Consider the following 23,780-nt stretch of genomic DNA (forward strand, 5'->3'; position numbering starts at 1 on the left):
CACCATCGGAACCGACGGACGCAGCGGTCGAGCCGCGTCAGGAACGGGGGGCAGCGATGGCGGCGGGTTTCGATCTGCAGGTCGACACGGACCGGCTGCGTCGATGTGCGGCGATCGTGTCCGGCGCCGCTCAGGACCTCCTGACGGCCGGCCGCGGATCCGGCGAGGCGACGGGCGCGGCCGTCGGCGGCAGCGCGACCGCCGACGAGGTGGGGGCTCTCCTGCGGGTGAAGGCGGAGCAAGCGGCCGGAGCGGCCGCCCAGCTCGGCGCCGTCACGTCGGCGGTCGCTCAGCATCTCCAGGCGAGCGCGGCGCACTTCGAGCGCGCCGACACGGCCATGCGCGGGAGCGCCCGATGAACGTCGTCCTCCTCGGGTGGGCGCAGACGTTGGGGGTCACCGACCCTTCCCCGGCGGCCAGGGCGCTCGACGCATTCGATCCGACGGCCCTTCTCGATCGCTCGGCCGACCAGACCCGGCTCGCCCGGGCGCTGGCCGGGTGCGCTCGCACCCTGACCGGCGCCCGCGGCGAGGTCGAGATGGCATGGTCCTCGCCGGCCCCGTCGAACGGACTGCGATCTCTGGTCCGCGCGGTCGACGACACGGCGTCGGTGCTGCAACGACAGTGCGCCGCCATGTCGACGGCGGCCGCGCTGGTGGAGCGGGCGAAATCCAACGCCCGCCTCGATTGGACCCTGGCCGCGGCACAGATCGAATCGCTCGAGCACGGCCAGTGGCCGGACATCCTGGGCGGCGTCCTCGGCGTTCCGGCGACCGGTACCGCGATGCGCATCCGGTCCATCCTGACCGATCTGAACCGGGCCCTGCAGGCCCGCCTGGCCGAGGCCGACGCCGCATTGACCGACCTGCGATCGGCGCTGGCCGCCGATCCGAACGAGCCGGCCGACCGTCTGCATGTCGGCCCGGCCGCGCTGGTCGGCCCGGACCCGATCGGCGGACCGGCCGCGCGCACCGACCGATCCAACCGGGAGCAACTGGCCGCCGATCTGCGGTCCGGCGATCCGGTCCGCATCGAATTCGCCATCTCGATCACCCGGTCCCTACAGCTGGCCGCCGACCGGGGCGGTCACGCCGAGCTGGTCGTCTACGACTCATCCGCCTACGACGGGCAGGGGCGGGCCGCCATCGCGGTCGGCGACCTGGCCACCGCGACCAACGTGGCTGTGGTCGTACCCGGGATCGGCAACTCCCCGGCGGACATGACCGGCGGCATCACGGTTGCGGCCAGCCTCAAGGACGAGGCGGAACGTCAGGAGCCGGGCCGGTCGACGGCCGTCGTGGCCTGGTACGGCTACGACATCCCGCTGTCCTGGAGGAAGGATCCATCGGCGGCCGTCGGCACCCGTGTCACCGACACCCTGGCTGCAACCTCCGCGGTGAACGCCGAGAAGGGCGCACCGGTGCTGGCGGCGGACCTGACGGCGATCAGCCGGATGGCCGCGGGATCGGCCCGCACCACCCTGATCGGCTTCTCGATGGGGTCCACCACCGTCTCGGCCGCCGCCCGGTACCAGCTCCCGGTGGACTCGATCGTCCTGCTCGGGTCGCCTGGGGCCGGCTGGGGCACCAACTCGGCCGCGAGCTACCGGAACGTGCCGGCGTCGAGCGTATGGACGTTGAGCTATGACCAGGACCCGGTGACCCTGCCGGTCACCGACGATCTGGTGACCAAGAACCTGCACCTGCCCGACCCCTTCGGGCCGGATCCCGCGGCCGACGCGTTCGGCGGCCACCACATCGACGCGAACACCAACGTCCCTGTTCTCACCGGCAGCGGCCTGCTCCCGGCGCTGGCCCGACTGGCCGGCGATCCGCGGCACCATTCGATCGTCAACTACACCCAAGGGTCGGCGCTCGCCGCGGAAGGCGCGATCATCGTCGGTCGAGCCGATCGGGTACCCAGGAAGTCCGGCCGACCGCGTCGCTGACCCCGGGCCCGTCGATCCGACACAATGAGTCGATGCCCACGCCGAACCGGACACCCGACCAGGCCGCGGTGGCGACTCACTACCGGGCCGTCGGGCCCACCCTGTTGACCCACCTGATCGGCCGCCGTGTCCTCGGATTCGGTCGCCTGGACGCAGAGCCGACCCCGGCCGATCCCTTCGCCGAGCTGCACATCGCCGAGGCGGCCGACCTCACGGAGGCGATCCGCAGCGGAATCATCAGCCTCCGGTTGCCCGGACTGGCCGCCCCCGGACTCGTTGCCTTCCGGATCCGCCCCGGCGCCGACAGCGGTATCGATGTGGTGGCCACCGCGGCGCTGGCGCTGGCCGAAGCTCTGGCCCGGCACGGTCGGGCCGCGACGACCATGACCGACGGCCGGGACGGCCTGTACCTGATCGGATTCGGTGTCGGACCCACGGATTTCGGCGGGGGCGCCGCGGGCTACGCGCGTGCTCTCGCGGCCGGCGCCCCCGAGGTCGGCACCACCGACCACGCCGACACCGCCGGGCGGGCACTGCTGATCCCGGTGGCTCCGGACGATCCGCTGGGCCTCCCGGCGCCGTACACCCTCGGGTCGGCCGGTGGCGACCTCGGTGTGATCGCGCCGCTGACCTCGGACGAGGTGGCCGCGGTGACCGCCGGAATGCCGCTCGACCTGCGGCCGACGGACCTCGCCACGCGGATCGCCGAGTACGGCGACCTGGCCGCCGGACTGGCCGAGGTGACCGGCGCTCCCGCGTAAGGTGAGCCCCACCCGCGTGCGCGGGTCGAGCAGCCAGAACGGAGTCCACGCGTGGCCGAGCCGACGACCAAGGCGACCCCACGACTGCGTCGCTCCGACCGTCGCGCCCAGCTGCTGGCCGCGGCGAAGGGCGCGTTCGTCACCCAGGGGTACCACGCGGCGGCCATGGATGACATCGCCGAACGCGCAGGGGTCAGTAAACCTGTTCTGTATCAGCACTTTCCGTCGAAGCTCGAGCTATATCTGGCGCTGCTGGGCGACTCAGCCGACGAGATGGTCCGGATGGTCGAGGGTGCGCTGCACGAGACCGACGACAACGACGAACGGGTGCACCGGGCGGTCGAGGCGTACTTCTCCACGGTGGCCGACAGCGGGCAGGCCTATCGGCTGATCTTCGAATCCGACCTCCGGGGGCAGCCCCAGGTCGAGGAGATCGTGGATCGGGCCACCGACTCCTGCATCGCTGCGATCACCGCCACCATCACCACGGACACCGGCGTCGATCCGGAGCGTTCGCGGCTGCTGGCCGCCGCCCTGGTCGGGCTCTCGCAGGTCAGTGCTCGCTACTGGCTGACCCAGAGTCCCGGGGTGCCGCGGGCCGAGGCGATCGAGATCATCTCGACCCTGGCCTGGCGAGGGATATCGCGCTTCCCCCGCCAAGCCTGACGCAGGTCAGCCGATGCTGCCGAACCCGACCCGTCGGTTGTCGGCCGGGGCGATGTCGACGTAGGAGATGCGGGCCGACGGAACGATGACGCGGCGACCCTTGTCGTCGACCAGCACCAGAGTGCCGTTGGGGTTCTTCAGCGACTCGTTCACCAGGGCCTCGATCTCGTCCGGCTGCGACGACGAGGTGACCACCAGTTCGCGTCCGCTGTCGGTCACACCGATCTTGATTTCCACGCCGAGCCTCGTTTCTTTGCAGTGCTGTTGCCAGGATGCTGATCTTCCTCGAGCGGAGGTGGACATGCGCTCCATCCCGCCCTACTGCAGGCTAGTGCAGGCCCGCGACCGGCCGGGTCCACAAGCCCTGCGCCGAGGGCGAACACCGGCGGGCCTTCGACCACTCAGAACAGCCGGCCGACGGTGTCGTCCATGCCCCGCAGGCGGTCGTAGTCCAGGACCAGGCAGCGGATACCCCGGTCCTCGGCCAAGGTCCGCGCCTGAGGCTTGATCTGCTGCGCCGCGAACACGCCGGTCACCTTGCCCAGCAACGGGTCCCGGCTCAGCAGGTCGATGTACCGGGTCAGCTGCTCCACCCCGTCGATCTCGCCGCGTCGCTTGATCTCCACCGCCACGACGGCCCCGGCCTGGTCCCGGCACAACAGGTCGACCGGACCGACCGGCGTCGGATACTCCCGGCGGATCAACGTGTACCCGGCGCCCAGGGTCTCCATCTGTTCGGCCAGCAGGGCCTGCAAGTGAGCCTCGACGCCGTCCTTGACCAGACCCGGATCGACGCCGAGTTCGTGCTGCGAGTCGTGCAGCACCTCCTCCAAGGTGATGATCAACTGCTCACCGGCCTTGTTCTCGACCCGCCAGATGCCCTCCTCCTGGGTCAGCCAGCAGGGCGGGCTCATCCAGTTCAGCGGCTTGTACGCCCGGTCGTCGGCATGCACGGACACCGAGCCGTCGGCCTTCACCAGCAGCAGCCGGGTGGCCATCGGGAGGTGGGCCGTCAACCGGCCCACATAGTCAACTGAGCAACGAGCCACCACAAGACGCACCCGGACACCCTAACCGGCGAACGGACCCGGCACCGACCGTCGTCGCCCACCCGCCCGGTCGCCGAGGGCCCGCTCGTCAGGTCCACCACCGCAGCCGACGACAATGTCCCGGTGACGACTTCCCTCTGCTCCCAGGCCGCTCGCGACTCCGGCGACGATCCGGCCGGCAGTGCCGCCGAGTTCTCCTCGTTCCTGCTGCTGGACCGGCGCGAGCCATGGTCGGCCACCGCCGCTGAGGACGCCGTGGCCGCCCTCGAGCCGGCCACCGCGATCGCCGTCGCGCAACGGCCCGGCCTGCGGGCCTTCGCCATCAGGAGTGTCCATCCCCGCCGCGCCGGCTCGCGTCAGGACTACCTGGGCGCGGCCGGCCCCGACGGATTCCTCGCGCCGCTGACCCACTGGCCGGTGCCGGCCGACATCACCGGACTCGAGGCACACCGCGCGACGGACACCGGAACGCCCATGTTCGCCGTATGCACCAACGGAAAGCGCGATCGGTGTTGCGCGATCGTCGGCCGGGGAGTAGCCGTCGACCTGCACGAGCGGCACGGGGACGCGGTGGTCGAGATCAGCCATCTCGGCGGTCACCGGTACGCCGGAACCATGCTGGTACTCCCCTGGGCCTACGCCTACGGCTTCCTCGATCCGGCCGCGGCGGCCGCCGTCGCCGACGCCGCCCGAGAGGGTCTGGTGCACCCCGGCGGACTCAGGGGACGGGCCGACCTCTCTCCGGTCGCCCAGGCGGCCGAGGTGCTGCTCCGCCGGGAGATGGTGCCGGCCGGCCCGGACGCGGTCCGGATCCGATCCGTCAGCCACCTGGAACGGGAGACGGTCGAGGTCCGAGCCGAAGTCCGGGGTGACGCGGTCACGCTCCGGATGGTGCGCCACCCTGGACCGAAGATCGGCGAAACCCTCTGCGGCGGAAAGCCGTTCGCGACCGGCCGGTGGGATCGGGTCTGACGGTCAGACGGCGACGCGCTCGATCTCGGCGCCGAGGGACTTGAGGTCCTCGACGAACCGCGGATACCCGCGGTCGATGTGCCCGACCTCGTGTACCTCGGTCACGCCTTCGGCGGCCAGACCGGCCAGCACCAGGCCCGCCCCGGCCCGGATGTCGGTCGACCACACCGGCGCGCTGGACAACCTCTCCCGGCCGCGAAGTGAGGCGTGGTGCCCGTCCGTCCGAGCGTCCGCGCCCATCCGGATCAGCTCGTCGACGAAACGGAACCGCGCCTCAAACACGTTCTCGGTGATCAGCGAATGGCCGTCGGCCACGGCGGCCAGGGCCAGCGCCATCGGTTGCAGATCGGTCGGGAACCCGGGGTAGGGCATGGTGATGAAGTCGACTGCCCGGGGTCGGCCCGGCATGTCGACCGAGAATCCGTCGGACAGCGGCTCGATCAGCGCGCCGGCCGCGATCAGGCGCTCCAGTGGGGCAGCCAGATGACGGGCATCGACACCGCGGACGACCACCGAACCGCGGGTCACGGCGGCGGCGTAAGCCCAGGTCCCGCCGACCACCCGGTCCCCGACCGTGCGATGCTCGGTCGGATGCAGCTCACCGACCCCCTCGATGGTGATGGTGGCACTGCCCGCGCCGCGAACGTCGGCACCCATCCGGTTCAGCATGTTGGCCAGGTCGATGATCTCGGGTTCGCGAGCGGCGTTGTCGATCACGGTGATGCCCTGCGCCAGCACCGCCGCCATCAGGATGTTCTCGGTCGCCCCGACGCTCGGGAAGTCCAGTCCGATCTGCGCTCCGCGGAGCCGTTCGGCCTCGCCGACGACCATGCCGTGCTCGATGCTCATCCGCGCCCCGAGGGCGCGCAGCCCGTTCTGGTGCATGTCCAGCGGCCGCGATCCGATCGCGTCCCCGCCGGGCAGGGCCACCCGAGCCCGGTGACAACGGCCCATCAGCGGACCCAGCACGCAGACCGACGCCCGGAGTCGCCCGACGGCCGGGAAGTCGGCCTCGTGGGACAACTCGGCCGGCGTGGTGATGGTGACCTTGTCCCCGTCGAGCTCGACCTGACAGCCGAGGCCGGTCAGCACGTCGGCCATCAACGGGACATCCAGGATGGCCGGGCAGTTCGAGATCACCGTGGTGCCCTCGGCCAGCAACGCGGCCGCCATCAGTTTGAGCACACTGTTCTTCGCGCCCGCCACCGACACCTCGCCGGAAAGGCGGGCGCCACCGGTCACCAGGAAGCGCTCATCCACGGCTGGAACTCTAGTGCCCCGCGGACACAGGTCCGTTCCACTGCAGGTGGTGGGCCCGTCGCCGACGGCACCGACGGCCGCGAACGGCTGGGCAACGTGCGTAGGCTCGGTCCATGGCTGTCCACCTCACCCGCATCTACACCCGCACCGGCGACGACGGCACGACCGGACTGTCCGACTTCAGCCGCGTCCACAAGACCGACCCTCGGCTGATCGCCTACGCCGACTGCGACGAGACCAATGCCGCCCTGGGTGTGGTGATGGCCATCGGCTCCCCTGGCCCGGACATCGAGCGGGTGATCGCCCGCGTGCAGAACGAACTGTTCGACCTGGGCGCCGACCTGGCCACGCCGATCGAGCCGGACCCGAAGTACCCGCCGTTGCGGGTCGAACAGGCTTACATCGACCGGCTGGAGGCCGACTGCGACGCCTTCAACGAGGGCCTGGCCCCACTGACGTCGTTCATCCTGCCGGGCGGCACCGCCGCCGGGGCCCTGCTCCACGTGGCGCGCACCGTCGCCCGGCGGGCCGAACGGAGCGCATGGACGCTGATCGGAGCCGACCCGGATCGGACCAACCCACTGGCCGCGAAGTACCTGAACCGGCTTTCCGACCTGCTGTTCATCCTGGGTCGGGTGGCCAATCCGGCCGGCGACGTCCCCTGGATACCCGGGGGCCAGCGGGACTGATCGGCGATCCGGGCCCGGGCCCGGATCAGCCGGCAGACACGAGAAAGGCCCCCGAGCCGGGGGCCGAAAGACAGGGCGGCGCTCAGAACTCCCGCAGGCCGCCCGAGTGCCGGTGGTGCAGACTGCCGGTGGCCGGCGGTACCGATTCCAGCCACGACCGCAGACCGGTGATCGCCTCCTCGGACAGAGCCAGTTCCATCGGGGTCGAACCGTCGATACATCGGACGACCACGGAACCCACCGGGAGCAGGTCGGGTTCGGTCCCCGTGAGTGGCCGTCGGTCCCCCAGGACCAGTCGATCCCGCCGCAGGATCCGGGACGCCAGCGGCAGCGGCGAGAACGATCGGTAGAGGGTCAACGCACCTCCGCGGTAGCGCCCCTGACCGAAGATCCAGCCGCTGCCGTCGGCCGCCATCAATCGCCTCCAGCAGACGTCGACCCCGCCGGACTTGGTGAGCAACGACCGCCGCACCGCAATGGCCACGATGCACAGCACGAGGACAAGGAGCAGCACCAGACCGGTGATCTCTGCGCCCACGATGCCCTCCAGTGCCGGATCCGAGAAGAACGGGAACTAGACGGTTTCTCCGACGGCCAGAAGCTGAGCCCGCGCACGGCGGAGGTCGGCTTCCTTCTCCGCCGTATCGGTTCCGGCTGCCCTGGCCCGCTCGTAGGCGGCGCGTGCCCTGGTCACATCGATGTCCTCGCTGAGCTCGGCATCCTCGGCCAGGATCGAGACGCCCTCCTTGGTGACCGACAGGAAGCCGCCGTGCACCGCCACCGCCCGCACGTTGCCGTTGGGCTCGATGATGCGGGCCGCGAAGCCTTCTTTGAGTTGCGCCAGCAACGGAGCGTGACCGGGCATGACGCCGATATCGCCGTCAACCGTCCTGGCCACCACCATTTGCGCGGGGCCGGACCAGATCTTCTGCTCGACGGCAACCAGATCTACCTGCATCTCGGACATTCGGCTCGCACCTCTTCACTTCGTTGGTGGATCGGATGAGTTTAACCCCAGACTACGGAACCGACAGCCGACGGCCGAACGGGTGAAGCGGGAGACCCCACCTCCCGAGGGAAATGGGGTCTCCGGCACTACACCCGACCGAGTGCACCGCCTTCCGTGCGGCGCCGGGGCGCCTTACTTCAGGACTCCAGCGCCGGCCGATGGGCGCACCGCCTTCCGTGCGGCGCCGGGGCGCCTTACTTCAGGACTCCAGCGCCGGCCGATGGGCGCACCGCCTTCCGTGCGGCGCCGGGGCGCCTTACTTCAGGACTCCAGCGCCGGCCGACGGGCGCACCGCCTTCCGTGCGGCGCCGGGGCGCCTTACTTCAGGACTCCAGCGCCTTGGCCTTGGCCATCACGTCATCCAGGCCGCCCACGTTCAGGAACGCCTGTTCCGGGATGTTGTCGTACTCGCCCTTGGCAATGGCATCGAACGCGGCGATGGTGTCGGCCATCTCCACGTACGAACCGTCCTGACCGGTGAACTGCTTGGCCACGAAGAAGTTCTGGCCCAGGAAACGCTCCATCCGGCGGGCGCGCCCGACGAGGAGTTTGTCCTCCTCGGCCAGTTCGTCCATACCGAGGATGGCGATGATGTTCTGCAGTTCCTTGTACTTCTGCAGGATGCGGATGACTTCCTGCGCCACCCGGTAGTGCTCGTCGCCGACGAACTGCGGGTCGAGGATCCGCGAGGTCGAGGACAGCGGGTCGACGGCCGGGTAGATGCCCTTCTCGGTGATGGACCGAGCGAGCTCGGTGGTCGCGTCGAGGTGGGCAAACGCCGCGGCCGGGGCCGGGTCGGTGTAGTCGTCAGCGGGCACGTAGATCGCCTGCAGCGACGTGATCGACCGGCCTCGGGTGGAGGTGATGCGCTCCTGCAGCTCGCCCATCTCGTCGGCCAGCGTCGGCTGGTAACCGACGGCGGACGGCATCCGGCCGAGGAGGGTGGAGACCTCGGAACCGGCCTGGGTGAACCGGAAGATGTTGTCGATGAAGAGCAGCACATCCTGGTTCTGCACGTCACGGAAGTACTCGGCCATGGTCAGCGCGGACAGCGCGACGCGCATGCGGGTCCCGGGCGGCTCGTCCATCTGACCGAACACCAGAGCGGTGTCGTTGATGACGCCGGACTCCGTCATCTCAGTCAACAGGTCGTTGCCCTCGCGGGTACGCTCCCCGACCCCGGCGAACACCGAGGTGCCACCGAAGTTCTTGGCGACGCGGGTGATCATCTCCTGGATGAGCACCGTCTTGCCGACACCGGCTCCGCCGAACAGGCCGATCTTGCCGCCCTGTACGTACGGGGTGAGCAGGTCGATGACCTTGATGCCGGTGACCAGCTGCTCGGTCTTGCCCTCGAGCTGGTCGAAGGGCGGGGGCTTGCGGTAGATCGGCCAGTGCTCGCCGTCCTCGGCCGTGCCGGGGGCGTCCAGGCACTTGCCCAGTGCGTTGAACACGTGGCCCTTGACCACGTCACCCACCGGCACCGAGATCGGCTTGCCGGTGTCGGTCACCGCAGCCCCGCGAACCAGGCCGTCCGTCGGCTGCATCGAGATGGCGCGCACGATGTCGTCGCCCAGATGCAGAGCGACCTCCAACGTCAGCGTCCGAGCCTGCCCCAGGCCCGAGACCTGGACCTGGAGGGCGTTGAACAGCTCGGGAACCTCGCCCCGGGGGAATTCGATGTCGACGACCGGCCCGATGACCCGGACGACGCGGCCGGCGACGGCCGTCTTAGTAGCAGTGGTCACAGTTAGTCCTCTTCGCTTCCTGCTGCAGCCAGAGCGGCGGCGCCGCCGACGATTTCGCTGAGTTCCTGGGTGATCTGCGCCTGACGGGCCTGATTGGCCTGTCGGGACAGGATCTTGATGATGTCGTTCGCGTTGTCGGTGGCCGCCTTGCACGCGGCCCGGCGGGCCGCCGACTCGCTCGCGGCCGAATCCAGCAGCGCCGCGAAGATGCGCGTCGTCACGTACTTGGGCAACAACGCGTCGAGCAACGCGCCCGGCTCCGGTTCGAACTCGTACGCCGGCAGCAGCGGGGCGTCGGGCGTCTGCTCGACGTACTCGACCTGCATGGGCGCCACCCGGCGCACCGTCGGGGTCTGCGTGATCATCGATTCGAAGTGCGTCGACACCAGGTGGATCTCGTCGATCCCCTGCGTGCCGTCGTCGAGTTGACCATCGCTACCGGCGACGAACGCCGGCAGCAGCGACTCGCAGGCCGCGACCGCATCGTCGTAGGTCGGCTTCTCTGAGAAGCCGGTCCACGAGTGCTCGATGGCCCGCTGTCGGAAGCTGAAGTAACCCACGCCCTTGCGCCCGATGACGAAGTACACCGGTTCCTTGCCCTGGGAGCGCACCAGAGCGGTCAGCTCCTCCGTGGCCTTCAGGACGTTGGCGTTGAACCCGCCGCACAGCCCGCGGTCGGACGTGATCACCAGGATGCCGGCGCGCTTGGGGTTCGGCCGCTCGGTGAGCAGCGGGTGATCCAGCGTCGAGGCCGTGGCCAGCGCGGTCAACACCTCGGTGATCTGGGCCGAGTACGGAGCGGCGGCCAGCACCTTGGCCTGGGCCTTGGCGATACGCGAGGTCGCGATCATCTCCATGGCCTTGGTCGTCTTCTGGGTCGACTGCACCGCCTTGACGCGCTGCCGCAGAACCCTTACCTGGGCTGCCATGCTTCACCTCCCACCGTGAGAATCTCGGACATGTGGACGGACATCACTTCGGCGGCGGGGGCTTGCGGACCTGGACCTTTTCCTGCCCGACCCTGGCCGGGTCCATCGCCTCGAACTTCGGCTCACGTCCGAGGATGTGACCTTCCGAGGTGGTGAACTCGTCGGCGAAGTCGCCGAACGCGGCCAGCAGAACCTTCTCCGTCTCCGGAGACAGATCCTTCTCGTTCTTGATCGTCTCCAGCGGACCACCCGGGGCGTGCCGCAGGTACTGCAGGAACTCGGCCTCGAAGCGGCGGACGTCCTGCACCGGGACGCGGTCCAGGTGGCCTCGGGTACCGGCCCAGAGCGAGACGACCTGCTCCTGCACCGAGAACGGCGCGAACTGGGCCTGCTTGAGCAGTTCGACCAGGCGGGACCCACGGGCCAGGGCGCGCTTCGACACGGCGTCCAGGTCGGACCCGAAGGCGGCGAACGCCTCCAGCTCGCGGTAGGCCGACAGATCCAGACGCAGCGTGCCGGACACCTTCCGCATGGCCTTGACCTGCGCGGCGCCGCCCACCCGGGAGACCGAGATGCCGACGTTGACGGCCGGGCGGACACCCGAGTTGAACAGGTCACCCTCGAGGAAGCACTGGCCGTCGGTGATCGAGATGACGTTGGTCGGGATGTACGCCGAGACGTCACCGGCCTTGGTCTCGATGATCGGAAGTCCGGTCATCGAGCCGGCGCCCAACTCGTCGGAGAGCTTCGCGCAACGCTCGAGCAGCCGGGAGTGCAGGTAGAAGACGTCGCCCGGGTAGGCCTCGCGCCCCGGCGGGCGACGGAGCAGCAGGGAGATCGCGCGGTAGGCCTCGGCCTGCTTGGACAGGTCGTCGAAGATGATCAGGACGTGCTTGCCCTGGTACATCCAGTGCTGGCCGATGGCCGAGCCGGTGTACGGGGCGAGCCACTTGAAGCCGGCCGAGTCGGAGGCCGGGGCGGCGACGATGGTCGTGTACTCGAGCGCGCCCGCGTCCTCCAGGGACTGACGGACCCCGGCGATCGTGGTGCCCTTCTGGCCGATCGCGACGTAGATGCAGCGGACCTGCTGCTTCGCGTCCCCGGTCTCCCAGTTGGCCTTCTGGTTGATGATGGTGTCCACGCAGACGGCGGTCTTGCCCGTCTTGCGGTCGCCGATGATCAGCTGACGCTGGCCCCGTCCGATCGGCGTCATGGCGTCGATGGCCTTGATGCCGGTCTGCATGGGCTCGCTGACGCCCTGCCGTTCGACCACCGAGGCGGCCTGCAGTTCGAGCGCGCGGTTCTCGTCCGACTTGATCTCGCCGAGACCGTCGATCGGCTGCCCGAGCGGGTTGATGACGCGGCCCAGGAACGCGTCGCCGACCGGAACCGACAGCACCTCTCCGGTCCGGGTGACCTGCTGGCCCTCCTGGAGGGTGTTGGCGTCACCCAGAATGACGGCGCCGATCGTGCGCACGTCGAGGTTGAGGGCCACACCGAGCACGCCGCCCGGGAACTGCAGCAGCTCGTTCGCCATCGCTGAGGGCAGGCCCTCGACCGTGGCGATTCCGTCTCCGGTGCTCGAGATGATTCCGACCTCTTCTCGGGTCACCTCAGGTGCGTACTCGGAGACATAGCCTTCGATCGCAGAGCGGATCTCGTCTGCGGAGATCGTCAACTCGGTCATCGCGTTCCCGTTCTGTGTCGTCACTGCTCGATGCTTGAAAGATCTTCTTCGTCTGTACTGCTCGAGCCTATTTCCCAGGGCCCGTCCGCCGTCGTCCGGCGGGAAACCGATCAGCCGGTCAATCTGCGTCGCAGCGCATCCAGTCGACCGGACACACTGCCGTCGATCACCTCGTCACCGATCCGGACCTTGAGCCCACCGGCCAGCTGCGGCTCGACCTCGACGTGGACCGACACCGAGCGGCCGTAGATCCGGCCCAGGGCGGCAGTCAGCCGGGACGTCTGCTCGATGGTGAGCGGCGTCGCCGCCTGCACGGAGGCAACCACCCGGTCCTTGCGCTCGGCGGCCTGCTCGACGATCTGCCGCACACCGTGGGTGAACGCGCGCCCGCCGGGGTCGCGAGCCAGTTGTTCGAGCAGATCGGCCGTGAGCCGGTGGACCCGGCCGGAGAGCAGCCGGCCGACCAGAGCGGCGCGCGAGGCACCCGGGGTGGTCGGGTCGTCCAGGATCACGGACAGTTCCGGGGAGGCGTCCACGATCCGGCCGAACCGGAACAGCTGGTCCTCGACCTCGTCCAGTTCGCCGGCCCGCTCGGCCCGCAGGAACATCGCGGTGCGACCCAGCCGCACGAATCCCTCGGCCAGGTCACGCCCGGTGGCCCAGGATTTCCGCACCGCAAAGTCGACCAGCGCCGCGGCGGGATCACCGACCTTGCCGGCCAGCAAAGAACGCATCAGACCGGCGCGGTGTTCGACGTCCGTGGTCGCCTCGGACAACGTCCGGCGCAACGCCGCGTTCCCGCCGAGCAGGCTGCCGACCCCGGAGAGATCGGACCCGAGGGCACCGAGTCCGGTGTCGTCCAGCGTGGCCGCCTGCAGGAGCAGCTGACCGTTGGAAGCGGCCAGGGCCTGCGTGCTGGCGATGTGCTCCATCAGCTCTCCAGCTCGGCCAGGAACCGCTCGACGGTGCGACGCTGGCGGGCCTCGTCCTCGAGCGACTCCCCGACGACCTTGCTGGCCAGTTCGACCGACACCCGACCGAGGTCGCCACGCAGTTCGGCGACGATCTGCGACCGCTGGGCATCCAGCTGGGCGCGACCGGCGGCCGCGATCCGCTCGGTCTCGGCGTGAGCCGCGGCGAGCATGTCGTCCCGGATGGCCTGGGCCTGCGCACGGGCGTCCTCGCGGATCTTGGCGGCCTCCTCGCGGGCACCGGAAAGCTGACGCTGGTACTCGGCCAGGGCGGCCGCGGCTTCGTTCTGCGCCTCGGCGGCCTTCTCGATGCCGCCTTCGATGGCGGCGGTGCGGGCGGCGTAGGCCTTCTCGAACATCGGCCAGGCGAACTTGCCCAGTACGACGAGCAGGACGACGAAACCGATGGCGGCGATGAGAACCTCGCCCCAGGGCAGACCGATCGGGTTCGTGGTGTCGGCCGCGAGAGTGCTAACTGCGGAGTGCATCAGGTTTTATCCCTCGGCTGGTGATCCGGCGATGGACGGTAGGACTACTTGGTAGCGAGGATGAACGGCACGACGAAGCCGAGCAGGGCCAGCGCCTCGGACACCGCGAAGCCGAGGAAGGCATACGTACGGGTCAGGCCGGCCGACTCCGGCTGGCGGGCGGTCGAGTTGATGTAGGCGGCCCAGACGATGCCGACACCGATACCGGGGCCGATGGCCGCGAGGCCATAGCCGATGGTCCCGAGGTTACCGATGATCGAGACGTTCACATCGGCGAGGTTGGCTGCAATGGACATTGGAGTTGTTCTCCCTTTCGGTGGAGCTTGGTGACGGGGACTGGATCCCGCCGGCGCGGGAATCAGGTGGTGCGGTCTGCGGGGGCGATGCGGGATCAGTGCGAGTCGGCCAACGAACTTTCCAGGTAGATGGCGGCCAGCAGAGTGAAGACGTAGGCCTGGAGCCCACAGATCAGCAGTTCGAAGAACACCAGGAAGATGCTCGCTGCGAACGGGAGGATCGAAGTCCCGTAGGAAATGCCGCCCTGCTCGAACAGGAAGATGGCACCGGCCGCGGCCACGCCGACCAGCATGTGGCCGGCGAACATGTTGGCGAAGAGCCGGACGGCCATGGTGAACGGCCGGAGGATGATGTTGGACAGGAACTCGATCGGGATCAGCAGGAGATGCATGGCGACCGGGATGCCCGGGATGTAGCACATCAGCTTCAGGTAGCCGAAGAAGCCGTGCTTGCGGATCCCGACGACGTTGTAGATGAACCAGACCATGACGGCCAGGAACACCGGGATGGCGAAGTGGGAGGTGACCGGGACCTGCGCCACCGGGATCAGCTCCCAGAGGTTCATCACCAGGACGAAGACGAACAGGGTGGCCAGGAAACCGGCCCACTTCTTGCCCTGCTTGCCCAGGATCTCGATGGCGACGCCGTTGCGGACGAAGCCGTACAGACTCTCGCCGACGAACTGGAGCTTGCCCGGAACGACGGCCGCTCGCTTCGCTGACGCAGCGAAGAAGCCGATGATCAGGACCACTCCGAGCACCAGCAGGAGCATCACCTTGATCGAGGCGATGAACTTCCCGTTGCCGATCTGGTCGAAGAAGAACGATTCCTGGACGCTGGGCGCGGTGAAACCGGCCCCACTGTCGGAGGCGGCCAATAACAAGCTCAGGGACACTCGGTCTCCCTTCGGGTGTTGGCCGGAGGCGGCCCGGGCTGGGGGTCGGGGGTGGTTCTGCGTTCGGACCGGTAGAGACCGGGGTTGTACTGCTTCGGCTTGCCGGTCACCGGCTGGCTGGGCGTGAAACCACCGTGCCGTGCGACGACCGCGTAGATGCCGAGTGCCATGCCGACGATCAGGCCCACAGGCGTGAGGAACGAAGTTCCCCACCACCGGTCAAGGGCCCAACCGATGCCACCCCACAGGACGAATCCGCCGATCAAGGTGGTCAGAACGGCCCAACCCTCATCGGCCCCGGTCGAGGTGGAGTCGGCGTTGGCCCGCTTCTTCATGGCTCCCGGACACTATCAGTAACCCCGAGGTAACGCCGCACTCGGGAGGGCATTTTTCTACAACGTGTCGAAGTTCGTTCGGATCGGCGGAACGTCGGCCCACCGCACACCTTTCACCGCGCGGTCGCGCGAGGTGATGTCACTGCGGGTCCACGTAGTAGATCTTGGTGGTCCACACGTACCGCATGTGGGCGCCGAGCCAGACGAACAATCCCAGGCCCACACCGGCGGCCATCCAACGGGTGTCGAAGACACCGTCCCGCGGAATGAACGTCAGCACGATCCCCAGGGCCACGATCTTCGCCACGTAGGCCGAAAGAGCCGCCCACATCACGAGTTTCGGGTTGCGCTGCCCGACCCGCGCGATGACGACGGCCGAGAAGCTGAAGAAGGCCCCGACGATCAGGGTGCCCAGTGCGGCGCCGGCCGCGGCCCGGCCGCCGCCCACCGCCGCGCCGGCGACGATGATCAGCGTCCCGGCCACGAGCAGGGCGATCCAGCAGATCCGTAGGTGCCCGAGCGACCAGACGCCGCCGGTGCGGCTGCGGGTGGCCGCACGCTGGGCCGCCCGGATGTTCGCGGCGAGGTCGGGCCCGGCTTGTTTGCTCTTGCTCACGCGGCCGATTCTCCCCCACCCAGCGGGTGCGGTCCGGTCGCCGGGTCGGCCCCGGCGGCCGGGACGGCGGTGCCGGCCGGCGGTGGCCGGTCCCGCATGGCGGCGTCGGCCCGCCGCCGGCGTCCCAGACGCCGAGCCCGGACCCAGGGCCAGAGGGTGAGGACCAGGGCCACCATCAGCGCCAGGACGATCGGCGCGACGACCGCCTGCCAGCGCAGGAAGACCAGGGACACCGATCCGGCGGACAGCACGAACGCCCACAGGTAGAAGATCAGCACCGCCTGGCGATGGGTGTGGCCGATCCCCAGCATGCGGTGGTGCAGGTGACGCTTGTCGGCGCTGAACGGGTGGCGGCCCTCTTTTGTCCGCCGGATGACGGCCAGGAGGAAGTCCAGCACCGGGATGAAGACCACGGCCAGCACCACGATCAGCGGCGCGAGTAGGGCCACCGTGCTCCGGGGTCCGAAGTTCACGGCATCGGACGGGACCTGGCCGTTGGCCGTGATGATCGACGCCGCCGTGGCCAGGCCGATGAACATCGACCCGGAATCGCCCATGAAGATCCGAGCCGGGTAGAAGTTGTGCGGCAGGAACCCGACGCACGCGCCCACCAGCGCCGCGGCGATCAACGGCGGTTGGGAACTGACCGAGTCGTCCCCGGTCAGCATGAACTGGTGGACCGAGAAGATGAAGACGGCGATGGCCGAGATGGTGGCCACGCCGGCCAGCAGCCCGTCCAGCCCGTCGATGAAGTTCATCGCGTTGGCCAGCACAACCGTGATCAGCACCGTGATCAGGGCGCCCTGGGTCTGGTCGAGCGAGACCGACGAGCCGCCGCTGGACGAGGGCAGCCACACCACCAGCCAGGTGACCCCGTAGAGCACCAGTACGCCGGCCGCCAGGATCTGCCCGAACAACTTGGTGACGGCATCGAGATCGAACCGGTCGTCGAGCACTCCGACCAGCACGATCACCGCGCCTGCGACCAAAACGCCCTGGATGGTCGACGAGGAGTCGAACGCCCGGGCCAGCGTCGGGATCTTCCGCGCCATCAGGATGGCGGTGGCGAAGCCGAGGTACACCGCGAGGCCGCCCATGCGGGGGGTGGGTGACTGGTGCACATCGCGGTCCCGGATCGGGGTGAACGCGCCGATCTTGCGGGCGATCAGTCGCACGCCTCCGGTGGCCAGGAAGGTGATGAGCCCGGCGGTGGCGAAGACGAGCATGTACTCCCGAGCGGGAATCGCGATGTCGGCCACCGGCTCAGGGTAGTGGCAAAAGTCGTGGGCTCCCCTATGGAACCGCCCGGGGGGACCCGACGTCTCAACTGTGCCGGTCGACGAAGCGGCGGAGAACCGAAAACCCATGCCGGGTAGCACTTTCGGTGTCCGATCAACCGCCTTCGCGGCCACGCTCCCACGCCGGGAGCACCGGGTCCGGTCCCGACGGAGGGGCCGGGCGGGCACGGACCGGGCGGTCGGACCGCCCGTGTTCGGCCCGACTACGCCCCGTCCGGTTGGCCGGCTCCGATCACCTCGCCGGCCACCTCACGCAGTGCGTCGAGCGCGACTGCCCCCTGCCGCAGCACCCGCGGGACCGGCCCGGTCACGTCCAGCACGGTCGATGCGATGCCGATCGGCGCCGTTCCGCCGTCCAGATACACGCTGACCTGGTCACCGAGCTGTGCGGTCGCGTCGCTGGACGTCAGCGCCGGCGGCTGTCCGCTCCGGTTGGCGCTGGACACGGCCATCGGGCCGACCGCGCGCAGTAGATCCAGCGCGACCGGATGCAGGGGCATCCGCAGCATGACCGTGCCTTTCGCGTCGCCCAGATCCCAGGACAGCGACGGAGCGTGCTCGACAACCAGCGACAATCCGCCCGGCCAGAACGCCTCGATCAGCTTGCGCGCCACCGGGGGCACGGAGACCACGAGGCCGTCGATCGTGTTCCAGGAGCCGACGAGGACCGGTACCGGCATGTCCGGGCCGCGGCCCTTGGCGGCCAGCAACGCGCGGACCGCGGCGCTGTTGAAGGCATCCGCTCCGATCCCGTACACGGTGTCGGTGGGCATCACCACCAGTTCGCCACGAGCAGCGGCAGCAGTGGCGGCGTCGAGTCCGGCCCGGCGGTCAACCGGGTCATCGCAGATGTAGGTCGTCATCGTCTCTCTCACGGTCGGGCGGGCATGATCAACGCGGCGGAAGGGTGACCCGTCGGGCGGTGACGAATCGCGGCCGCCCCGTCAGGTCCGGGTGGTCGGTCACGTCGGCCAGCACCCGGCGGGCCGACAGCAGGGCGGGAACCGACTCGCCCTGCGTGTCGTCGTGTTCGATGGCCAGGAAGCCGCCTGGCTTCAGCAGCGCGGCGCACACCGAGATCAACGGCCGAATGACGTCGAGGCCATCGGCTCCCCCGAACACGGCTTCCGCCGGGTCGTGTTCGCCGACCTCGGGCTCGACGGGGGTGCCGTCGGGCACGTACGGCGGGTTGGCCGTCACCAGGTCGGCCGTGCCGTCCAGGTCGGTGAGCAGCCGCTGGTCGTTGAAGTCGCCGCCGCGCAGGTCGATCGGGGTGCCGCCGCCGTCGATGTGCAGCTCGGCGTTCCGGCGGGCCCAGGCCAGCGCGCCGGCCGCCCGTTCCACCGCGTGCACCCGGGCGTCCGGGCGGGCCTGCGCGATGCCAAGCGCGATGGCACCGCTTCCGGCGCAGAGGTCGACCACGACCGGATTCGGCACATCCTCGATCGACTGGAGGGCCCACTCGAGGAGAACCTCGGTCTCCGGACGCGGGATGAACACACCCGGTCCGACCTGCACGGTCGTCCGGCCCAGGTAGGCCTCGCCGGTCAGGTGCTGCAGCGGCACCCGGGCCGCTCGCCGGTCCACCAGGGCGCGGTACCGCTCGGTCCACTCCGGTTCGACCAGCGGCAGCAGTCCGAGTCTCGTCCGCGTCGTGCCCAGGAGGTGGGCGGCCAACTCCTCGGCGTCGAACTGGGGGCTGCCCACCCCGGCCTCGGTGAGCTTCGCCACGGCGGCCATGATCTGGACCCGCAGGGATTCACGCGCCACGGGGACCACTTCCGGCGAGCCGTTCGGCGCGGTCGGCCGCATCCAGGCTGTCCAGCACGGCGTCCAGGTCCCCGTCGAGCACGGCGTCGAGGTTGTAGGCCTTGAAGCCGACCCGGTGGTCGGCGATCCGGTTCTCCGGGTAGTTGTAGGTGCGCACCCGCTCCGATCGGTCGACCGTGCGAACCTGGCTCCGGCGGGCGTCGGCCGACGCGTTGGCCGCGACCTCCCGGGCTGCGGCCAGCATCCGCGCCCGCAGGATGCGCATCGCCGATTCCTTGTTCTGCAGCTGGGACTTCTCGTTCTGGCAGGACACCACGATCCCGGTCGGCAGGTGGGTGATGCGCACCGCCGAGTCGGTGGTGTTCACGCTCTGCCCACCGGGGCCGGAGGACCGGAAGACGTCGATCCGCAGGTCGTTCGGGTCAATGGGGACCTCCACCGGATCGTCGGCCTCCGGTGCGACGAAAACGCCGGCCGCGGAGGTGTGGATCCGTCCCTGCGACTCTGTTACCGGAACCCGCTGCACGCGGTGCACGCCGCCCTCGAACTTCAGTCGGGCCCAGACACCGTCGGCCGGCGCCGGCGAGCCGGGCGCTTTCACGGCGATGGTGACGTCCTTGTAGCCGCCGAGGTCGGACTCGGAGGCCGAGATGACCTCGGTCTTCCAGCCGTGCCGCTCGGCGTACCGCAGGTACATCCGCAACAGGTCACCGGCGAACAGGGCCGACTCCTCGCCGCCCTCCCCCGCCTTGATCTCGACGATCGCGTCCTTGGCGTCGTCGGGGTCGCGGGGCGTGAGCAGTTCGGCCAGCTTCGACTCGAGTTCGGCGACCTGCTCGGCCAGCGAGGTGGCCTCCAGGGCGAACGAGGCGTCCTCGTCGGCCAGTTCCAGGGCCGCGGCCAGATCACCGCGGGCGGTCTCCAGCGCGTTGGCCGTGGTGACGATCGGGGTCAGCTCCGCGTAGCGCCGGCCCAGCCGCCGGGCCCTGGCCTGGTCGGCGTGCACCGCCGGGTCGCTGAGCTGGTGCTGCAGTTCGGTGTACTCCGCGATCAGCCCGGCGGCGGGCCCTGCGGTCGCGCCCGAAGCAGTGGAGGCCATCGGCGCTCCCTTCTGGTTCGGAGAGGAATGAATGTCCTGCAGGATGCAGAACGGCGCCCGCCAGACCCTCTCGGGGACTGACGGGCGCCGGGGAAGAGCTAGCGGCTGCGCTTGCCGTAACGAGCCTCGAAGCGCGCGACCCGGCCACCGGTGTCCAGGATCTTCTGCTTGCCGGTGTAGAACGGGTGGCAGTTCGAGCAGACCTCGACGGTGATCTTTCCGCTGGTCTTGGTGCTGTGGGTGTCGAAGGTGTTGCCGCAGCTGCACGTCACCTCGGTGGCGACGTATTCGGGGTGGATACCGGTCTTCATGGGGTGGTTCCTTCCATCTTCAGTCCCTGATGGCCGCCGGGTCGCCCGCACTTGTGTGCGACGCGTGAACCGGAGCCGGACTCGACCTACCAGTCTGCCAGACGGCAGGGCCTTCCTCCTAAACGCGGCGGGCCGCCGGCTCATTCCGCCAGTGTCACGGCCAATGCGGCGAAGGGCCGCGGCGGCCGGCGGAGCAGGGCGTCGAACGTATACGGGGCGAAGGCCAGCCGGGCCGCCCAGCCGTACTTCCCGACGAGCGCGGGTCGCACCGCCCCGAGTTCGTCGGCCGACAGGATCCGCGCGGTGGCCTCGACCGCCCGTCCGCGCGGTTCGCCGCGCATCGTGCACGGCCCGATCAGCACCTGCCGGTTGCGCCGGATCCGCTTCACCTTGCCGGCCAGCGGGTTGGTCCAGACCACGAGCTCGTCGCCCACCCGGGCCGCCCAGACCGGCGTTTGCACCGGCGTCCCGTCACGCCGGAACGTGGTCAACCGCACGTACGGGGCCCGGGCGAGAAGGTCCAGCGGGGTCGTCATGTCGGTGACGGTACCGGCCGCCGGGACCGCGGCGGGGCGGCGACGATTCGGCCGGCCGTCCCCGGCTCCGGCCCGCGGATACCGGACGGCCCCGGCTCGGTCGGACCCGAAGGTCCGTCGGGGCCGGGGCCGGTCGGCTTCTCGCCGGAGTCAGACTCCGCTGGTCGTCTTGGCCACCTGCATGAGGAACTCGACGTTGCTCTTGGTCTTGCGGAGCCGGTCGAGCAGCAGTTCCAGAGCCTGCTGGGAATCCAGCGCGGACAGCACCCGACGGAGCTTGACGGTGATCGCGAGCTCGTCCGGGGACAGCAGCAGATCCTCCTTGCGGGTGGAGCTCTGGTCGACGTCGATCGCGGGGAAGATCCGCTTGTCGGCGATGCGGCGGTCCAGCTTGAGTTCGGCGTTGCCGGTGCCCTTGAACTCTTCGAAGATCACCGTGTCACCGGCCGACCCCGTCTCCACCAGGGCGGAGGCGAAGATGGTCAGTGAGCCACCGTTCTCGATGTTCCGGGCGGCACCCAGGAACCGCTTGGGCGGGAACAGGGCGGTCGAGTCGACACCACCGGACAGGATGCGTCCGGAGGCCGGCGCGGCCAGGTTGTAGGCCCGGCCGAGGCGGGTGATCGAGTCGAGCAGGACAACCACGTCACGGCCCATCTCGACCAGACGCTTGGCCCGCTCGATCGACAGCTCGGCGACCATGGTGTGGTCGGCCGGCGGCCGGTCGAAGGTCGAGGCGATGACCTCACCCTTCACCGATCGCTGCATGTCGGTGACTTCTTCCGGCCGCTCGTCGACCAGCACGACCATGAGGTGGACTTCGGGGTTGTTGGTCGTGATGGCGTTGGCCACAGCCTGCAGGATGGACGTCTTGCCGGCCTTCGGCGGGGACACGATCAGCGCCCGCTGGCCCTTGCCGACCGGCATCACCAGATCGATGATGCGGGTGGTCAGGATGTGCGGCTCGGTCTCCAGGCGCAGCCGCTCGTTCGGGTACAGCGGCGTCAGCTTGGTGAACTCCGGACGGTCCTTGGCCAGTTCCGGGTCCTGCCCGTTGACCGAGTCGAGCCGGACCAGGGCATTGAATTTCTGCCGGGTCGACGCCGATTCGCCGTCCCGCGGGGCCCGTACGGCACCGGTGACGGCATCACCGCGCCGCAGGCCGTTCTTGCGGATCTGCGAGAGCGAGACGTAGACGTCGTTCGGTCCGGACAGGTAGCCCGAGGTCCGGATGAAGGCATACGAGTCAAGCACGTCGACGATGCCGGCCACCGGGACCAGCACGTCGTCGTCGCGGACCTCGGTGTCGGTCGGGGCGTCGGTGAAACGGTCACGAGTGCGCCGGTTCCGGTCCCGGAACCGGCGTCCACGACGATCGCCCTGCTCGTCGTCCTGACCATCGCGGTTCGGGCCGCTGTTGCGGTCCTGGCCCTGGCGATTGCCGTCCGGCCGATTGTTGTCCCGGCCGCTGTTGCGGTTCTGCTCGCGGTTCGGCCCGCTCCGATCCTGCCCGTCACGGTTCTGGCCGTCACGGTTCTGGCCGTCGCGGTTCTGGCCGTCGCGGTTCGGAGCGGGAGCGGCCGTCTCGGCGTCCGTGCCGGTGTCCTGGCTGCTCGTCACCTCACCACCGCGGTTGTCACGGTCGCGCCGGTTCCGCCGGTTCCGGCGGCTGCTGCGCGGGCCGTCCTCGTTGTCGTAGGACACACGCTCGGTGCGCTCGCCGCCCTGATTCGGGCCGCTGTGAACGGCGGAGACGCCCGAGCCCGCGGTCGACTGACCGTTGGCCGGCTGCTCACGGACGATCACCGCGGTGTCTGGGCCCTGCCCGTCGGCGCGCGGGGCGGCGGTCACCGCGGGAGCCACGTCGACCGCCGGCGGCCCGGCGGCAACCTCCGGTGCCCCTTCGGGGCGACCGGACGACCGGCGGCGGGCCGGTCGCTGCGGCAGATCGATGTCCAAGGACAGCGTCGGTTCGGCGGTGCGGCCGTTCGCCGGCGGCGGCGTACTGCCGACCGGCGCGACGTTCTCGGCGTCACCGGTCTTGACGGCCTTCACCGCGGCACCGTTGCCGGCGCGGCGGGCCGCCGGCGCGCCGGCCCCCTGGTGGGACTCGATGGCCGACACCAGGTCGCCCTTGCGCAGTCCCGAGGTGCCCTTGATACCGAGCTGGGAAGCCATGGCCTTCAGATCGGCGAGCACCATGCCCGAGAGTCCTTCGCCACCGCGCTTACGCGCCGTGGCGGTGGAGGAGACGGGCTGCTCCGTGGTTTCGCTCACGAAGATCCTTCCTGTCCGGCCGCCAGATTGCGGCCGGGTTCGAGGAGTCGGCGCACGCAATGGAGCCGACTACAGATCCGCACCTGGATGGTGCAGAGAAAATGATCACAGCGGGACACGAGCACGCGCTGGACGTTGATCGGCGCCGGATGTCACAGCAGACAACTGC

27 protein-coding genes are annotated in these 23,780 nt (G+C 69.6%); 6 read left to right on the top strand and 21 right to left on the bottom strand.

Annotated features, from left to right (window positions below):
- The first annotated feature begins 56 nt into the window (after positions 1-56).
- Genes BLS97_RS23095 through BLS97_RS20725 form a run of 4 tightly spaced genes read left to right on the top strand, consistent with a single transcriptional unit; the run spans position 57 to position 3,375 of the window.
- Complete coding sequence (locus BLS97_RS23095; protein ID WP_157695587.1) at positions 57-359, top strand: type VII secretion target; 303 nt, start codon at positions 57-59, stop codon at positions 357-359.
- The gene (locus tag BLS97_RS20715; protein ID WP_157695588.1) at positions 356-1,948 is read left to right on the top strand and encodes an alpha/beta hydrolase; all 1,593 of its coding nucleotides are present in this window, start codon (positions 356-358) and stop codon (positions 1,946-1,948) included. Before BLS97_RS23095 ends, BLS97_RS20715 begins: the two co-directional genes overlap by 4 nt.
- 32 nt (positions 1,949-1,980) lie before the next feature.
- On the top strand, positions 1,981-2,709 hold the full coding sequence (locus BLS97_RS20720; protein ID WP_090480012.1) for a hypothetical protein: 729 nt from the start codon (positions 1,981-1,983) through the stop codon (positions 2,707-2,709).
- 51 nt (positions 2,710-2,760) lie between these two features.
- Positions 2,761-3,375, top strand: a complete 615-nt coding sequence (locus BLS97_RS20725) for a TetR/AcrR family transcriptional regulator (protein ID WP_197676293.1) — start codon at positions 2,761-2,763, stop codon at positions 3,373-3,375.
- A gap of 6 nt (positions 3,376-3,381) precedes the next feature.
- Here the strand turns inward: BLS97_RS20725 and BLS97_RS20730 are convergent, their stop codons facing one another.
- Complete coding sequence (locus BLS97_RS20730; protein WP_172832317.1) at positions 3,382-3,612, bottom strand: DUF3107 domain-containing protein; 231 nt, start codon at positions 3,610-3,612, stop codon at positions 3,382-3,384.
- A 164-nt stretch (positions 3,613-3,776) separates the two neighbouring features.
- Positions 3,777-4,436: an endonuclease NucS gene (gene nucS / locus BLS97_RS20735; protein ID WP_090480014.1), complete on the bottom strand. Its 660-nt coding sequence runs from the start codon at positions 4,434-4,436 to the stop codon at positions 3,777-3,779.
- 111 nt (positions 4,437-4,547) lie between these two features.
- Between nucS and BLS97_RS20740 the strand changes: the two genes are divergently transcribed.
- Positions 4,548-5,396: a sucrase ferredoxin gene (locus BLS97_RS20740; RefSeq protein WP_090480017.1), complete on the top strand. Its 849-nt coding sequence runs from the start codon at positions 4,548-4,550 to the stop codon at positions 5,394-5,396.
- Between the two features lie 3 nt (positions 5,397-5,399).
- Here the strand turns inward: BLS97_RS20740 and murA are convergent, their stop codons facing one another.
- Positions 5,400-6,656: a UDP-N-acetylglucosamine 1-carboxyvinyltransferase gene (gene murA, locus BLS97_RS20745; RefSeq protein ID WP_090480020.1), complete on the bottom strand. Its 1,257-nt coding sequence runs from the start codon at positions 6,654-6,656 to the stop codon at positions 5,400-5,402.
- 113 nt (positions 6,657-6,769) lie between these two features.
- On the opposite strand from murA, the gene BLS97_RS20750 reads away from it, so the two are divergent.
- A complete protein-coding gene (locus BLS97_RS20750; protein ID WP_090480022.1) occupies positions 6,770-7,345 on the top strand; it encodes a cob(I)yrinic acid a,c-diamide adenosyltransferase in 576 nt (191 codons plus the stop codon).
- An 82-nt stretch (positions 7,346-7,427) separates the two neighbouring features.
- On the opposite strand, the gene BLS97_RS20755 is transcribed toward BLS97_RS20750, so the two are convergent.
- The 18 genes from BLS97_RS20755 to rho form a co-directional block, all read right to left on the bottom strand.
- Positions 7,428-7,883, bottom strand: coding sequence for a DUF2550 domain-containing protein (locus BLS97_RS20755; RefSeq protein WP_157695589.1), 456 nt, complete (start codon positions 7,881-7,883; stop codon positions 7,428-7,430).
- 36 nt (positions 7,884-7,919) lie between these two features.
- A complete protein-coding gene (locus BLS97_RS20760) occupies positions 7,920-8,312 on the bottom strand; it encodes a F0F1 ATP synthase subunit epsilon (protein ID WP_090480029.1) in 393 nt (130 codons plus the stop codon).
- A 365-nt stretch (positions 8,313-8,677) separates the two neighbouring features.
- Positions 8,678-10,102: a F0F1 ATP synthase subunit beta gene (gene atpD, locus BLS97_RS20765; RefSeq protein WP_090480032.1), complete on the bottom strand. Its 1,425-nt coding sequence runs from the start codon at positions 10,100-10,102 to the stop codon at positions 8,678-8,680.
- Between the two features lie 2 nt (positions 10,103-10,104).
- Positions 10,105-11,031 (bottom strand): F0F1 ATP synthase subunit gamma, encoded by a 927-nt coding sequence (locus BLS97_RS20770; protein ID WP_090480035.1) that lies wholly within the window; start codon positions 11,029-11,031, stop codon positions 10,105-10,107.
- A 43-nt stretch (positions 11,032-11,074) separates the two neighbouring features.
- On the bottom strand, positions 11,075-12,718 hold the full coding sequence (gene atpA, locus BLS97_RS20775) for a F0F1 ATP synthase subunit alpha (protein WP_090480038.1): 1,644 nt from the start codon (positions 12,716-12,718) through the stop codon (positions 11,075-11,077).
- 110 nt (positions 12,719-12,828) lie between these two features.
- On the bottom strand, positions 12,829-13,650 hold the full coding sequence (locus tag BLS97_RS20780; protein ID WP_090480041.1) for a F0F1 ATP synthase subunit delta: 822 nt from the start codon (positions 13,648-13,650) through the stop codon (positions 12,829-12,831).
- Positions 13,650-14,177 (bottom strand): F0F1 ATP synthase subunit B, encoded by a 528-nt coding sequence (locus BLS97_RS20785; RefSeq protein WP_090480045.1) that lies wholly within the window; start codon positions 14,175-14,177, stop codon positions 13,650-13,652. The genes BLS97_RS20780 and BLS97_RS20785 overlap by 1 nt, the downstream gene beginning before the upstream one ends.
- 44 nt (positions 14,178-14,221) lie before the next feature.
- Positions 14,222-14,473, bottom strand: a complete 252-nt coding sequence (gene atpE / locus BLS97_RS20790) for an ATP synthase F0 subunit C (RefSeq protein ID WP_090480048.1) — start codon at positions 14,471-14,473, stop codon at positions 14,222-14,224.
- Between the two features lie 95 nt (positions 14,474-14,568).
- Positions 14,569-15,369, bottom strand: a complete 801-nt coding sequence (atpB, locus tag BLS97_RS20795) for a F0F1 ATP synthase subunit A (protein WP_197676294.1) — start codon at positions 15,367-15,369, stop codon at positions 14,569-14,571.
- The gene (locus BLS97_RS20800) at positions 15,360-15,704 is read right to left on the bottom strand and encodes an AtpZ/AtpI family protein (protein WP_090480051.1); all 345 of its coding nucleotides are present in this window, start codon (positions 15,702-15,704) and stop codon (positions 15,360-15,362) included. Before BLS97_RS20800 ends, atpB begins: the two co-directional genes overlap by 10 nt.
- A gap of 139 nt (positions 15,705-15,843) precedes the next feature.
- Positions 15,844-16,320 (bottom strand): hypothetical protein, encoded by a 477-nt coding sequence (locus BLS97_RS20805; RefSeq protein ID WP_090480054.1) that lies wholly within the window; start codon positions 16,318-16,320, stop codon positions 15,844-15,846.
- Positions 16,317-17,546 (bottom strand): glycosyltransferase family 4 protein, encoded by a 1,230-nt coding sequence (locus tag BLS97_RS20810; RefSeq protein WP_407938080.1) that lies wholly within the window; start codon positions 17,544-17,546, stop codon positions 16,317-16,319. Before BLS97_RS20810 ends, BLS97_RS20805 begins: the two co-directional genes overlap by 4 nt.
- 275 nt (positions 17,547-17,821) lie before the next feature.
- Positions 17,822-18,481 (bottom strand): L-threonylcarbamoyladenylate synthase, encoded by a 660-nt coding sequence (locus BLS97_RS20815; RefSeq protein ID WP_090480061.1) that lies wholly within the window; start codon positions 18,479-18,481, stop codon positions 17,822-17,824.
- Between the two features lie 28 nt (positions 18,482-18,509).
- A complete protein-coding gene (gene prmC / locus BLS97_RS20820) occupies positions 18,510-19,388 on the bottom strand; it encodes a peptide chain release factor N(5)-glutamine methyltransferase (RefSeq protein WP_090482813.1) in 879 nt (292 codons plus the stop codon).
- Positions 19,378-20,487 (bottom strand): peptide chain release factor 1, encoded by a 1,110-nt coding sequence (gene prfA / locus BLS97_RS20825; RefSeq protein ID WP_090480064.1) that lies wholly within the window; start codon positions 20,485-20,487, stop codon positions 19,378-19,380. The genes prmC and prfA overlap by 11 nt, the downstream gene beginning before the upstream one ends.
- Before the next feature lie 98 nt (positions 20,488-20,585).
- Positions 20,586-20,798, bottom strand: coding sequence for a 50S ribosomal protein L31 (rpmE, locus tag BLS97_RS20830; protein WP_090480068.1), 213 nt, complete (start codon positions 20,796-20,798; stop codon positions 20,586-20,588).
- A gap of 140 nt (positions 20,799-20,938) precedes the next feature.
- A complete protein-coding gene (locus tag BLS97_RS20835; protein ID WP_090480072.1) occupies positions 20,939-21,334 on the bottom strand; it encodes a PPOX class F420-dependent oxidoreductase in 396 nt (131 codons plus the stop codon).
- A gap of 150 nt (positions 21,335-21,484) precedes the next feature.
- Positions 21,485-23,611, bottom strand: a complete 2,127-nt coding sequence (gene rho / locus BLS97_RS20840; RefSeq protein ID WP_197676295.1) for a transcription termination factor Rho — start codon at positions 23,609-23,611, stop codon at positions 21,485-21,487.
- Between the last annotated feature and the right edge of the window lie 169 nt (positions 23,612-23,780).

This window comes from Nakamurella panacisegetis (genome assembly GCF_900104535.1).
Taxonomy (GTDB): Bacteria; Actinomycetota; Actinomycetes; order Mycobacteriales; family Nakamurellaceae; genus Nakamurella; species Nakamurella panacisegetis.